The following is a 13,385-nucleotide window of genomic DNA, read 5'->3' as shown; positions in this document are numbered from 1 at the left end:
TTTATGTAAAGGATGAGATTAATGAAACGAACGAGTAAAGGGATGATTCCGTTTTGGGATTATATTGGCATTGAAGAAACGCTGCTTGAAAAAGGATATGCAGAGTTGAAAATTACGATTCAACCACAGCTTCTGCAAGGAAGAGGAACGGTTCATGGAGGCGTTATTGCCACGCTTATCGACGCGGCTGTTGGTTCGGCTGTGCGTTCTTCTCTTTCTGAGGAGGAAAGTGCCAGTACAGTTGAGTTAAAAGTAAATTACACAAGGCCGGGTATAGGCGAATATTTAGTTGCAAAGTCTACATTGTCTCACCGCGGCAAAACGCTTGCTGTTGGAGAAGTGAAAATTGAAGACAGCAGCGGCAAGCTTGTTGCGCTTGGCAGTGCAACATATATGATTTTTTCAGCAAAAAAAGCTTAGGATTCTAAGCTTTTTCTGCTGAATTCAGCTGCTGACTAATACATGCAATAATTGTTTTATAGTAAGCTTTGGGATGGGGAGCAAATTCACTTTTATGTGCTGTACGGTGAATTGGCTCTTTTTCATTTGTTATCCCTTCAATGATCAGTTCTGTTTGATTTCCAAGCCACAGTTCGCAAAAGTGAGAAAACGGAGCTTTTACAAGGCCTGATACTTCTTCTTGCTGCAACGTAAACGCACTAAGAGGGTGAGAGCTGTAGTATAAAAATACATGTGCAAATTCTTTATCAACATAGTGCGGCTGAGATACTTCGTATTTAAAGACATCTAAAGGAAGCAATTCATCAAATGAAATGTTGACGCCGAGCTCTTCGTGAATTTCTCTTACACCGTCCTCAGCGGTTTCTGTATGAAGCAAATGTCCGGCAGCTGTGATATCGAGTGCACCGGGGTAATCTTGCTTTTGCTCGCTGCGAATTTGGAAATAAATATAGTCTATATCATTTTCGCGGCTGACAAACCAGCAGTGAAACGCTTCGTGCCAATAGCCTTTTTCATGAACTTCTTTGCGAGACGCTGTTCCTATGCGCTGCTGTTGGTTGTTAAATATGGTTAACACTTCATCGTTCATCATAAGTCCCCCAATTTGTTTCCTACTTCTTTCTACTCTAACCTGCCGTGAAAGGTATGTAAATAATGGAAGATGAAAATCTGCTTTGATACATACAAATATGCACAAAATAAAAGATACATCAATTTTAGTAAAGAAGGTGCATGCGTTGAATCATTGGATGGAAGTAGTACTTCGTTCAGTGCTGATTTTACTTGGCTTGTTTTTTATTACAAAGCTGTTAGGAAAAAAACAGTTATCCAAACTTTCTTTTTTTGAATATATCGTTGGCATTACGATTGGAGATATTGCGGGAACCATTTCAATGGACGTAGATTTACAGGCAAGTCATGGGGTAGTCGCGATTTTAGTGTGGGCATCGTTTCTTATTTTTGTCTCAAACGTATCGTTAAAAAGTATTAGCTTTCGAAAAGCGGTGGAAGGGACGACGACGATCCTCATTAAAGAAGGAAAAATCCTTGAGGAAAATGTAAAAAAAGAAAAATATACCGTAGATGAGCTCATGGAACAGCTTCGGAAAAAAGACATCTTTTATGTGGAAGACGTAGCTTTTGCCATGCTCGAAACAAACGGCGAATTAAGCGTGCTGTTAAAAAAAGAAAAGCAGAACGTTACGCGTGAAGATTTAGTACTGAAAGAAGAACATACAAGATTACCTCAAACGATTATCATGGATGGAAATATAATGAAAGAAGCGGTTCATGAGCTGGGGTATAGCGTAGCGTGGGTTAAAGAACAGCTCAAAGAGAAAGGTGCTGCAGTCGACAAAGTATTTCTAGGGCAAGCAGACTCAGCGGGTCATCTGTATCTTGATTATTATGAAGACTGAGGCTAGGACAAACGTATTTTAGCCCAAGTGAAAAACGAACCACTAATCGACATGTTGATTAGTGGTTCGTTTTTCTGTGATGGTACATATCGTTTTATCTGTTTCGTTCCCTCTAGCAGTTGATTGGAGGGCAAGGTGAAGACTCCTGCGGAAAAAGCGGACGAGGAGGCTCAGCGGCCGCCCGCGGAAAGCGAAGCCTTGCACGGAAATCAACTTCGGTGTCACAAGCAGTCCAGCTCATGTATCTCATTTGTTCGCCTTTAGGCTGAATTCATTTCGTTATGTCTCAGCCTCAGCGGGGATCTACTTCTCGTCCAGATTTTATGTCGATGACTTTAAGGCTGTCTTTTGGTGCTTTAATATCTTTACTTGCAGGCGCTGCTTTTTTATTTTCTACCCAGTCTACTAACAAATCAAAAGATTGATGAGCATATGGGAGCAGGGGCTGAAGCTCTTGATTTGGATCCGTTTGTTTATTCCACACTAAGCTATCAACGTGATTTCCGTTTTTCACAGTATAAAGGCGATGAAGATTTGCCTTGCCAGCTTTTTTAACGAGTTTTTCATAGCCTTCGGCGTGAATAGACGGGAAGATAAGTGAATCGAGAGAGCCAGTCATACTGATAAGAGGCACATCGATATCGCCCGTATTTTCTACTTTTGCTACATTTTCTTTTACGCTTTTTGGACGGGTTTGATAGCGATAATTTTCAAAGATATAATCCCATGAACGGTCGCGCAGGCCTGATGAAGTAAAGTTTAAATAGTTGTGCCAGTTTGTTCTTCCTGGAGCTGTCGGATCAAAATGGTCACGGTAAATGTTTAAAGTAACCGCCCAGTACACTTGATCATGGTAATTCCACAGTTTTTCTGATCCTTTGGGAAGGCCGGCTTTATACATTTGTTTAATAGCTTTTTTCTGCTCTTTTCCCGTTCCGTACAGCGCTTCTTCCGCGTTGTTTACAACTGGTGTTAGTGAGCTGATTAAATTTGGCGCTTTTGCACTCCACAATACGCCTTCCCAATCGACGCCTCCATCAAATAAACGAGGCTCTTTGGTTTGTTTTGGATCGTCGTGTTCAAGTGCGTATCTGACAACGTATCCGCCGTTTGAAATGCCAATTGCATACGTGGGTACTTTATGATCGTTTCGAATCAAATCGCTTGCAGGGTTTTTTCGATTAGCCGGATTGATTAGTTTGTCTGAGTAATGAGTAGTCAAGTATTGCTGAGCTGCTTTTGTCATTTGACGATAGCGCATATTCCATTCTGCTACGCTGTCGTCATCGTTAGCAAGCGCATTTTTTACTTTAGCAAAAGGATCGGTAGGGTCACTTTCTCCTTGCGTTCCTTTATCAATCGCGGCAAACGCATAGCCTTTTTTAAGAACGTAATCGCTGAATAATAAATCGGTGGACGTTTCGTTGCGCGTAGCAGGAATGCCGGCTACCACAAGTTTTCCATTCCAGTTATCAGGAACCCGGATGACGAACTGAGCGTCTTCAAAAATTCCATTTACTTGCGTTCCTTTAACCGCAGCGGGCTGATTGATTCGATACCAGCCTGATTCATCTTCAGCTTTTCCCCAGTTATAAGGAGTAAGCCCGATGTTTCCATAGAGCGTAGCCAGCTGATATTGAGCGGGGTTTTTAGTCGTCAGCCAATTCCCGTTCGCTCCGTCAAAATAGGTTTCTGCTGATTGATCAGCATTTGGAATGACATCTGTTTTGTTAGCAGCTTCAGCAAGAGATCCTGAAGCGGAAAAACAAAGAGCAGCAGAAAAAGTAAGCGCTATCATTTTTCGTTTCACGTTTCTTCCTCCTCATGAAAATACTCATACCTTTTAAGTAAATTCCATAAAAAAGAAAAATGTCCTGTTTTAAAATCAATTTAGAAAAAAGTTTTTGCGTTTGTTTCTAAGCTGTTTTTGTCTGACAAATAGGTAAACTGCATCCAATTCTCTAGTTTCTTTTTAGGCTGCTTATATTATAATGAAACAAGGATTAAAAAAGACAGGGTAAAACAATCGATTAAATAAGTATAAAAGAAGGTAAGGGAGTAGGTCTATGAGTAGCTTTAACAGTCAGTTTTTGTATTCCATTACAATTATTCTATTAGGATACATACTAAAACGAACAAACCTCCTTCAGCAAAAAGACGGGGAAGCTTTAGCAAGAATTATTTTTAATATTACAATGCCTTGCTTGATTATTGTTACATTCAGCAGTATTAAAATTGATGGATCGCTTATTTTACTATTAGTTATTGGGATTGTCTATGGCTTGCTGTTAGCTGCAGTCGGAATTTTTGTTTTTCGAAAAGATGAGCGAAAGGTGAAAGGCATGCTGACGATGATGATTCCAGGGTTTAATATTGGAATGTTTGCCTATCCATTAGTGGAAGGCATTTGGGGAAAAGAAGGGCTTAAATACTTTGGTATGTTTGATGTCGGAAATGCTTTTGTTATTTTTGTTTTATGCTATGTAATTGGCAGCTACTATTCAGGGGACGATATTGATATTGAATTTAAAAAGATTTTATACAAAGTATTAAAATCGATGCCGCTTCTGACCTATGTAATCATTTGTCTTCTTGCGATTATAGGCCTTCATTTACCATCATATATTTTAGACGTCTCAGGTATTATCTCTAAAGCGAATATGCCGCTTTCTCTTTTGCTTTTAGGCGTATATTTAAATTTTTCGTTCCAAAAAAGCTACTTAAAAAAAATTATCATGTTTTTAAGCATTCGCTATGTGATCGGACTTGGCGTAGGAATTGCGCTGTTTTTCTTGCTTCCATTTGAAGATATGTTCCGGTATACAATTTTAGTTTGTTTCATTCTACCCGTAGCGGGATCCGTTTTACCTTACGCAGTAGAATTCAAATACGATCAGAAATTTGTCGGGACCGTTTCAAATATGACGATTTTGCTGAGCTTTTTGCTGCTGTGGGGAATGACAAATATTTTAATGTGAATAACAAAGGACGCTCGCACTTGTGAGCGTCCTTTTTGATGAAAAAAGGATATTCCCAAATAAACAGAGGTAAGCTAGGAGAAGAGAAAATCCATCATACATACAACCTGACGGGAGGAAAAAACGTGGAGTCCTTAACTTTTGTTTTATTTGGCGCAACGGGTGATTTAGCAAAAAGAAAAATCTTTCCTGCTCTTTATAATTTATTTACAGACAAAAAGCTCCCTGATGCTATTTCTATTATTGGATCAGGGTACGAGCAGCTATCTCATGAGGATTTTAAAGAGCGTGTAAAGCAATCTATAAACGATTTTTCGAGACGGAAAATGGAAAGTAACGAGGAAGATTTTTTGTCGCTGTTTCATTACCAAGCAGTAGACGCAAGCAAAACAGAAGATTACAAACAGCTGCTAAATCTTGTGAATGAGCAAGAAACAACTCATAGAAGTAAAGGAAATCGTTTGTTTTATTTGTCTGTAGCACCAGAATACTTCGATGTAATTGCGCTGCATATAAAAAAAGCGGCTTGGATCAAACCGGAGGCTGGAAGCGTCTTATGATTGAGAAGCCGTTTGGACATGATCTTGCTTCAGCAAGAAAGCTTAATGAAAAGCTAAGCAGTACGTTTAAAGAAGAAGAAATTTATCGAATTGATCATTATTTAGGTAAACCGATGGTACAAAATTTAGAAGCGCTTGAATTTACGAACCCTGTACTGCAATCATTGTGGAATAACAAACACATTGCGAATGTCCAAATTACAGCAAGTGAAACAGTCGGTGTTGAAAATCGTGCAGGGTATTATGATCATACGGGAGCCATACGCGACATGATTCAAAATCATATGCTGCAGGTTCTCATGATGACAGCCATGCATCTTCCAAAACGAATTTGCTCAGAAAACATTTTAGAAGAAAAGCAAAAAGTAATGGAGTCACTGAGGAAAATTCCAGCACAAGAAGTAGCTCGCGATGTTGTACGAGGACAATACGGAAGCGGAGAAATTGATCACAAATCTGTTAAAGGATACAAAGAAGAGCCCGGCGTAGAAGCAAACTCTAAAAATGACACGTTTGTAGCCGCTCGCTTATGGATTGATAATCCATTTTGGAAAGGTGTTCCTTTTTATATTCGAACGGGTAAACGAATGAAAGAAAAATCAACTCGTATCGTCATTGAATTTAAAGATTCGTTAAAAGGTCTGTATGAAACTCCTTATGATAAAGTAGCGCCAAACTTATTTATTATTGAAATTAGCCCAAGCGAAAACGTCGCTTTGCAGCTTAATAGCAAAAATCCATTAAAAAATGGTGTGATTGAGCCGGTTCGTATTACGTTTTCAAGAGAAGAAGAAAGTGTGCCGGAGGCATATGAACGAATTATTTACGACGCATTAATCGGCGACTCCACATTTTTTGCCCATTGGAAAGAAGTAGAGCTATCTTGGCAGTGGGTACAGCCAGTATTAGATGCATTTGAAGCTGATATGCTGCCGCTTTATGAATATCCATCTGGTTCACAAGGCCCTGAAGAAGCACAAAAATTAGTTGCACAGGAAGGCTTTAAATGGTGGCTCGATGACGATGAACATGGGGAAGCACCTGGAGTGTTTTTGCCGATTTGAAAAAGACATCTCTTTGAGGGATGTCTTTTTCACGGTTTGTATATTCTGAATTTTCTTGAGGTGATTATTTTCCCTGCGTATAATCAAAAGAGTATAATCCATGAGGTATTGTGTATAGATCTATATAAAAAGACGCAGGGGGACTTTTGATGAAAACGTTAAAAATAGCGAATATACCAGGAGATGGAGTAGGGAAAGAAGTTGTTCCAGAGGCAGTTAGAGTTCTTCATACGATTGCAGAGCTTCACGGGGAATTAAAATTTGAATTTACAGAATTTCCTTGGAGCTGTGATTATTATTTGAAGTACGGACAAATGATGCCGGAAGATGGGCTACAGCAGCTTCAAGACTTTGACGGAATTTTTTTAGGAGCCGTAGGAAATTTAAATCTTGTGCCAGACCACGTGTCGCTATGGGGTCTGCTTATTAAGATTCGTCGAGAATTTCAGCAGGTAATTAATATTCGTCCGGCCAAGAGGCTAAAAGGCATCGCATCTCCACTAACGAACCCAAAAGACTTTGATTTAATTGTTGTTCGTGAAAATAGTGAAGGGGAATACAGTGAAGTAGGAGGCCGGATATATCAAGGAGAAGATCAAATTTCGATTCAAAATGCGGTTTTTTCTCGAAAAGGAACAGAACGAGCGATGCGCTATGCCTTTGAATTAGCTTCTAAAAGAAAAGCCAAAGTTACAAGCGCCACGAAGTCAAACGGAATTGTTCATTCCATGCCGTTTTGGGACGAAGTGTTTCAAGATGTTGCAAAGAGTTATCCTCATATTGAAACAGATTCCCAGCACATCGATGCGCTGGCGGCTTTCTTCGTAACAAATCCAAGTCGTTTTGATGTCATTGTGGCAAGCAATTTATTTGGAGATATTTTAACAGATATTGGAGCTGCTATTATGGGGAGTATTGGCGTTGCTCCTGCTGCAAATATTAATGTGAACGGAAAATATCCTTCGATGTTTGAACCGGTGCACGGGTCTGCTCCTGATATTGTCGGAAAAGGAATTGCAAATCCAATCGGACAGATTTGGACGGCTAAAATGATGTTGGATCATTTCGGTGAACAAGAATTAGGCAGTCATTTGTTAGAGGTTATTGAGCAAGTGACGGAATCGGGTATCATTACACCAGATGTTGGAGGCAGCGCAACTACTAGTGAAGTAACGGATCAAATTATTTCTCATTTAAAAAAGTGACGCTTCTAAAAGAGGCTGGGATAAAAGTAATGTAGTTGAAGGGAAATCCGAACGATTAATCGTTCGGATTTTTTCATTGTGATGGTGAATGTAGGTTTCATTTATCGATTTGTTTCTATAGAAAAATGAAATCGATAAATACATGTTGACACTTACATATATGAACCCTATAATAGTTTGAGTTGAGATAATTCGTATACATATTATTTATGGACTATGCTTTAGTTTGTTTTAATAAATAGGTACGAATGAAAAGATAAAAGGAGGAAAATCATGCAGAAATCGAAATTATGGACAAAAGATTTTTTAGCGGTCTCACTGACTAGCTTTTTTGTTTTTGTCATTTTTTATATGTTAACTGTCACATTGCCGCTGTTTGCAACGGATGAACTTCATGCAAGTAAGCAAAGCTTAGGGTTAATTGTGACAATTTTTTTAGTCTCCGGCATTGTGTTCAGACCGCTAGCCGGTAAGTGGATGACAACATTAGGACAAAAGAAAGTCCTATTAATAGGTGTGTTCATCTTTTTAATTGGTTCTATTTTATATATGAATATCCACTCATTATCAGCGCTGCTGCTGCTGCGTGTGCTTCATGGTATTGGTTTTGGAATGAGCACAACTGCTACAGGAGCAATTGTTGCAAATGTAATCCCTGAACAGAGAAAAGGAGAAGGGATGGGATACTATGCGACGTTCATGAATTTAGCGATGGTAGTGGGTCCGTTTGTAGGCTTAACGTTAACAAATACTTTGGGTCATACAGCGGTCTTTACCGTTGCGATTGTATCTTCTGTTTTAGCAGCATTATGCAGTTTAGTACTTCGTGTACCTGAGGTGGAGCCAGCTTCTTCTGCAACAAATAAAATACAGCCAGCTAAAGGTCTTGCGGCGTTTTTTGAATACCGTTCGCTGCCTATTTCTGTTGCTGGCCTTGTGGTAGCTTTTTCATATGCAAGTGTTATTTCGTTTGTGTCTATGTATGCAAAAGAAATGGGCTTTACGCAAGCTTCAAGCTTTTTCTTTGTTGTATACGCGGTGTGCTTATTAGCTTCTAGACCTTTTACTGGAAAATGGTTTGATCAATACGGAGAAAACAGCGTGGTATATCCGTCCATTTTATCTCTAGCTATCGGTATCTTTTTGCTTAGCCAAGCGACAACAAGCTGGGTGTTTTTATTAGCTGGAGCATTGATTGGATTAGGATTTGGAACGATTACATCAAGTTTTCAATCCATTGCTGTAAAAAAAGCTTCTCCTCATCGCCGAGGTGTCGCCACGGCTACGTTTTTTGTGTTTTTTGACTCTGGAATGGGGTTAGGGTCCTTTTTATTAGGTATTTTATCTACAGCAGCCGGATATAAAGGAATGTATGTATTCTGTTCCATTGTTGCTCTTTTAGCTATAGCAGTATACCTTGTATTGCACGGCCGAAAAAGCCAGAAACAGCGTATTATTTCTCAAAATGAATCATTAGGAAAATAATATAAATAAAAAAAGGCGTGCTCAAGGGGAGCATGCCTTTTTTATTTATGGAGCTCTAAAGAAAACGGCTGTGAGCACATCGATATTGAAGCCTTCCTGATTTCTTTAGAGATTTCTTTTATTCCACTTCTTCTTTTGTAATCCACTCACTGGACCATGTCTGAATTTCCTGAATTACCGGCGCCAGTGCTAATCCTTTGTCGGATAGCGAATACTCGATTCGAACAGGAGTTTCCGGAATAACCGTACGAATGACGATTCCTTCATGCTCTAATTCTTTTAAGCGCTCGGATAAGAGCCTTCCGCTTACTGGAAGTGCTTCTTGCATTTGAGAAAACCGCTGTGAGCCGGAAAGTAGCTGAAAAATGATCAAACTCGTCCAACGTTTCGTTAGTATAGTAACAGCCTTTTCAAAACGCGGGCAGAGTGCTAAACCGTCCATGTTATTACCTCCATTCTCTTCCTATATTATAAAACAAAGTCAGCATTTTATCTAGTGTTGTGTAATTTAATTACTTAAAGAACATAAATTACTTTACGTTTTTATATTTTAATTATATAATTTATATAATTAAAGAAGTTAATTACTAAAAGTAACAAAGAGAACATAAAAGCTTTACAAGATAAATGTATCGTCATATAATACTTTAAGCAAGTAAAGTTACTTACTTTTAGTAAGCTAATACATCAATTAAAAAAGATAAATGTAGTGAAGTGCTAGAAAAAATATTTGTTCATGTGAGAGATTGAGCACAATGTGAAAAGAGTAGATAAGTGAAAGACACATAAGAGGAGGAAATGACTGTGATTAACGAAAAAGTTGTTTCAATTTTAAAAGATAAAATTAATGTAGTAAAAAATGATGATCATTTTATTTATATAGTAGGACCTATCACGCTTCCGGTGAATCTAGATGGAGAGACACAAGTATTTAGTTGGTATTCATGGTTGCGTTCTGATAATGTAAAAGAAGGATCTTTAAGTACGGAAGAGCTTATTGAAAAAATGCAAGGAGCTAATTTAGCTGACATGCAGCAATCGAGTGTTCTTGTGTACGGAGATTTTCAAGAATCGCATGAGGCACTCATTCGTATGCACAGTATCTGCCATACGGGAGACATATTCGGAAGCAAACGCTGCGACTGTGGTTTTCAATTAAAACAATCGATGAAAATGATTGTCGAAAATGGAAGCGGAGCGCTATTTTATTTAGCAAATCATGAAGGACGCGGCATTGGCCTATTCAGCAAAGCAATGGCATACGTTCTTCAAGAAAACGGATTTGATACGGTAGAGGCGAATGAAGGGTTAGGATTTGAAGATGATACTCGCAGCTATAGCGAGGCCATCAGTGTGTTAAAAGTGCTGCGTCAAAAACCTGTTACGCTGATTACGAATAATCCGAAAAAGCTAATCGCACTTGAGAAAAACGGTGCACTTTTATCAGGGCGCGTTCCACTTTGGGGAGATGTATCTCAGTTTAATGAAAAGTATCTAGACACCAAAGTTAAACGTTCAGGACACTTAAAAGAGGAGGTTCTTCTTTGATTAATCACGAATTTTATATGAATATAGCTTTACAAAACGCAAAAGCAACAAAAGGACAAACAGATCCAAATCCGCTTGTAGGATCTGTCATTGTAAACGATAATCGAATCGTTGGAATCGGTACGCATTTAAAAGCGGGAGAGCCTCACGCTGAAATTCATGCGCTGCGAATGGCTGGCGAACAAGCACAAGGAGCGACTGCTTATGTAACGCTAGAGCCTTGTTCACACCACGGACGTACAGGTCCTTGTGCTGAAGCGCTGGTTGAAGCCGGTGTAAAAAAAGTGGTCATAGCAACTTTAGACCCCAACCCTTTAGTAGCAGGTAATGGAGTTGAAATTTTAGAAAAAGCAGGCATTGAGGTCATAACAGGTGTATGTGAAGAAGAGTCACGTCAAATGAACGAAGTCTTCAATAAGTATATTGTAACGAAGAAGCCGTTTGTTTCGTTAAAGTCAGCGATTACGTTAGACGGTAAAATAGCTACTGCTTTTTCTCACAGCAAGTGGATTACGTCTGAGGCAGCTCGTTTGGATGTACATCAGCTTCGTCATGAAACGGCGGGTATCTTAGTAGGGGTGAACACGGTCATTAAGGACAACCCCGAGCTGACAACTCGCATCGAAGGCGGCCGAAGCCCGATTCGTATTGTGATGGATTCGAAGTTGCGTATGCCCCTTGATTCCAAGCTAGCAACGGATTCTTTAGCCCCAACATGGGTATTTACAAGTCAGGGCTATTCAAAAGAAAAAAAAGAACAGCTTGAGAAACAAGGCGTCGAAGTATTTGTCACAAGCGGTGAGGACAAAGTAAATCTTGAAGATATGCTTTCTATACTAGGTGAGAAATTTGTGTCGTCTCTTTTAATTGAAGGAGGCGGCGAAGTGAATGCCGCATTTCTAGAAAATCGTTTAATTGATAAATTGGTGCTGTATATGGCTCCAAAGCTTTCAGGAGGAAAAGAAGCTCCTACTTTTCTAGAAGGAAAAGGCGTAGAAAAGATGTGGGATGCAGTGGACGTGGAGCGTCTTTCTGTTACTTCAATTGGTAAAGACTTTAAATTTGTTGGATATCCTGTTTATAAATGAAAATGTAAATGAGGCTGGAACAAAAATATGTTAGTTGAAGGAAAATCCGAACGATTTATCGTTCGGATTTTTTAGAGAAGAAAAATAATACACTATTTTACTCTTATAGATTAATTTGCTATTATAGGGAATGGTCAATTTCGAAACAGTGTATAAATTTTTAACGTGTTTACAGTTGACTATCTAAATAAAAGCACTATATGTTTATAGAGAGAATATATTATGTGAAAGTAAGGGTGAGAAAAGAGATGAGAGAGTATAGAATTGGGAGTGTTATGAGAGACCTTCGCAAAATGGCAGGGTTGACACAACAAGAATTATCAAGAGACATTTGTACACAAGCGCAAATCAGCAAAATTGAAAATGGTGAAGAATATCCATCAAGCATTACCCTCTATAAAATTTCTAAGCGCCTTGGCGTAGATGTTAACTACTTTTTTGATAGTGTAGAATCACCTCGACTTGATTACGTAGATGCGGTTCAATCGTTAATTCGTCAATATATTCGTCAGAGAGATTATGATGCTATTCATAATATCATTGTAAAAGAAAAAGAAAGTCCCCTGTTTCAAAATCCGCTGAACAAGCAGTTTTTAATGTGGCACGAAGGTATTTGCGTGTATTACATTCATCACAACAAAGAAGATGCGCTGTCTAAAATGTACCAAGCGATCGAGCTTACTAAGCAATCAGCAACGTTTTATAAAGAAAGAGAAATTGAAATTTTAAATAGCATTGGGATTATTCTTTATGAAGAGAAAGAGTATGAACAGGCTCTAGATACATATCAAACAGCACTCAAAAGCTTAAATGAGCTGCCCCAAACAAAAGACGAAAATATAAAAATTAGAATTTTAAATGCACTTGCCAAAACGCTTGGAGATATGAGTAACTATGATGAATCATTGATATATAGCAACCGAGGAATCGATTTGTGCATTAGTAATGAATCAATGTATTTATTTGGAGAACTTCATTACCAAGCAGGAGAGAGCTTAATCAAATTAGGTAAAATTGAACAAGGTAAAGAATATATGGAAAAGTCTATGACCATTTTCACCTTGCAGCGAAACGAGCGATTCGTCAAGCTAGTAGAAAAAGAACTTGAAGCTCTATTTGTTTAAAATATTCCTATCATTATAATTTTTGAGAAATTTCTATCAAAATGGAGGAAATCCATGGTTTTAAGGTGATAAATGCTGATAGAAAGGAATTCATCTACTTTTATCCTGTGATACACTAGAGTCAAATCAAAGAAAGAGGAGGAAATAATTATGAAAAAAGTATTAGTCGGTATGGCATTAGCGTTTACATTAGTAGCAGGTGTTGCTTCAGTTGGAACAAGCGTAGCAACAGGAGATTTTTCAACATTAGGTCTTCCAAGCCAACATTAATAAAAAAAGCCGTGCTAAAAAGCACGGCTTTTTTTATTGTGTTTTACTAGACTGATCTTTGTTGCGTTTGTTTCCCTTTGAATTATCCCCGCTTGAAATTTCTTCACCCATTTCAACAAGGTGGTGCTGCGTTTTTGGATTACTTTGATTAGCGCTTCCTTTGTTATTCTTTTTTGTCATATC

At 38.6% G+C, this 13,385-nt stretch carries 13 protein-coding genes and 1 pseudogene; 10 read left to right on the top strand and 4 right to left on the bottom strand.

What is annotated here, in order from left to right:
• Nucleotides 1-21: 21 nt before the first annotated feature.
• A complete protein-coding gene (locus ACXAE4_RS18260; RefSeq protein WP_098626762.1) occupies nt 22-420 on the top strand; it encodes a PaaI family thioesterase in 399 nt (132 codons plus the stop codon).
• 4 nt (nt 421-424) lie between these two features.
• Here ACXAE4_RS18260 and ACXAE4_RS18255 read toward each other — a convergent pair whose 3' ends face one another.
• On the bottom strand, nt 425-1,054 hold the full coding sequence (locus ACXAE4_RS18255; protein ID WP_033578747.1) for an NUDIX hydrolase: 630 nt from the start codon (nt 1,052-1,054) through the stop codon (nt 425-427).
• Nucleotides 1,055-1,190: 136 nt separating this feature from the next.
• Here ACXAE4_RS18255 and ACXAE4_RS18250 point away from each other — a divergent pair, with 136 nt between their 5' ends.
• Together ACXAE4_RS18250 and ACXAE4_RS18245 are read left to right on the top strand one after the other, a co-directional pair.
• On the top strand, nt 1,191-1,880 hold the full coding sequence (locus tag ACXAE4_RS18250; RefSeq protein WP_228123063.1) for a DUF421 domain-containing protein: 690 nt from the start codon (nt 1,191-1,193) through the stop codon (nt 1,878-1,880).
• 119 nt (nt 1,881-1,999) lie between these two features.
• The gene (locus tag ACXAE4_RS18245) at nt 2,000-2,149 is read left to right on the top strand and encodes a hypothetical protein (RefSeq protein WP_176344178.1); all 150 of its coding nucleotides are present in this window, start codon (nt 2,000-2,002) and stop codon (nt 2,147-2,149) included.
• A gap of 23 nt (nt 2,150-2,172) precedes the next feature.
• Here ACXAE4_RS18245 and ACXAE4_RS18240 read toward each other — a convergent pair whose 3' ends face one another.
• Nucleotides 2,173-3,690, bottom strand: coding sequence for an alpha/beta hydrolase (locus tag ACXAE4_RS18240; RefSeq protein ID WP_098626763.1), 1,518 nt, complete (start codon nt 3,688-3,690; stop codon nt 2,173-2,175).
• A 256-nt stretch (nt 3,691-3,946) separates the two neighbouring features.
• Here ACXAE4_RS18240 and ACXAE4_RS18235 point away from each other — a divergent pair, with 256 nt between their 5' ends.
• The 4 genes and pseudogenes from ACXAE4_RS18235 to ACXAE4_RS18220 all read left to right on the top strand — a co-directional run bounded on the left by ACXAE4_RS18235 (nt 3,947) and on the right by ACXAE4_RS18220 (nt 9,172).
• Entirely contained in the window at nt 3,947-4,858 is a 912-nt protein-coding gene (locus tag ACXAE4_RS18235; protein WP_033578749.1) for an AEC family transporter, read from the top strand.
• A gap of 38 nt (nt 4,859-4,896) precedes the next feature.
• Nucleotides 4,897-6,482: pseudogene (gene zwf / locus ACXAE4_RS18230) on the top strand (glucose-6-phosphate dehydrogenase).
• Nucleotides 6,483-6,631: 149 nt separating this feature from the next.
• The gene (locus ACXAE4_RS18225) at nt 6,632-7,687 is read left to right on the top strand and encodes a tartrate dehydrogenase (RefSeq protein WP_098112512.1); all 1,056 of its coding nucleotides are present in this window, start codon (nt 6,632-6,634) and stop codon (nt 7,685-7,687) included.
• 273 nt (nt 7,688-7,960) lie between these two features.
• On the top strand, nt 7,961-9,172 hold the full coding sequence (locus ACXAE4_RS18220; RefSeq protein ID WP_028413667.1) for an MFS transporter: 1,212 nt from the start codon (nt 7,961-7,963) through the stop codon (nt 9,170-9,172).
• Nucleotides 9,173-9,290: 118 nt separating this feature from the next.
• Here the strand turns inward: ACXAE4_RS18220 and ACXAE4_RS18215 are convergent, their stop codons facing one another.
• Nucleotides 9,291-9,614 (bottom strand): winged helix-turn-helix transcriptional regulator, encoded by a 324-nt coding sequence (locus ACXAE4_RS18215; RefSeq protein WP_014460492.1) that lies wholly within the window; start codon nt 9,612-9,614, stop codon nt 9,291-9,293.
• 362 nt (nt 9,615-9,976) lie between these two features.
• On the opposite strand from ACXAE4_RS18215, the gene ACXAE4_RS18210 reads away from it, so the two are divergent.
• The 3 genes from ACXAE4_RS18210 (at nt 9,977) to ACXAE4_RS18200 (ending at nt 12,932) form a co-directional block, all read left to right on the top strand.
• Nucleotides 9,977-10,720 carry a GTP cyclohydrolase II gene (locus tag ACXAE4_RS18210; RefSeq protein WP_033578753.1) on the top strand — a complete coding sequence of 248 codons (744 nt, stop codon included), beginning with the start codon at nt 9,977-9,979 and terminating at the stop codon, nt 10,718-10,720.
• Nucleotides 10,717-11,808, top strand: a complete 1,092-nt coding sequence (gene ribD, locus ACXAE4_RS18205) for a bifunctional diaminohydroxyphosphoribosylaminopyrimidine deaminase/5-amino-6-(5-phosphoribosylamino)uracil reductase RibD (protein ID WP_033578754.1) — start codon at nt 10,717-10,719, stop codon at nt 11,806-11,808. Before ACXAE4_RS18210 ends, ribD begins: the two co-directional genes overlap by 4 nt.
• 248 nt (nt 11,809-12,056) lie before the next feature.
• Complete coding sequence (locus tag ACXAE4_RS18200; RefSeq protein WP_014460489.1) at nt 12,057-12,932, top strand: helix-turn-helix domain-containing protein; 876 nt, start codon at nt 12,057-12,059, stop codon at nt 12,930-12,932.
• 303 nt (nt 12,933-13,235) lie between these two features.
• On the opposite strand, the gene ACXAE4_RS18195 is transcribed toward ACXAE4_RS18200, so the two are convergent.
• Nucleotides 13,236-13,382 (bottom strand): hypothetical protein, encoded by a 147-nt coding sequence (locus ACXAE4_RS18195; protein ID WP_013056671.1) that lies wholly within the window; start codon nt 13,380-13,382, stop codon nt 13,236-13,238.
• Between the last annotated feature and the right edge of the window lie 3 nt (nt 13,383-13,385).

The sequence above is a fragment of the Priestia sp. ABM2_011 genome (assembly GCF_056158845.1).
The sequence above is the reverse complement of the archived record's forward strand: the minus strand, read 5'-3'. Positions and strand labels throughout refer to the sequence as shown.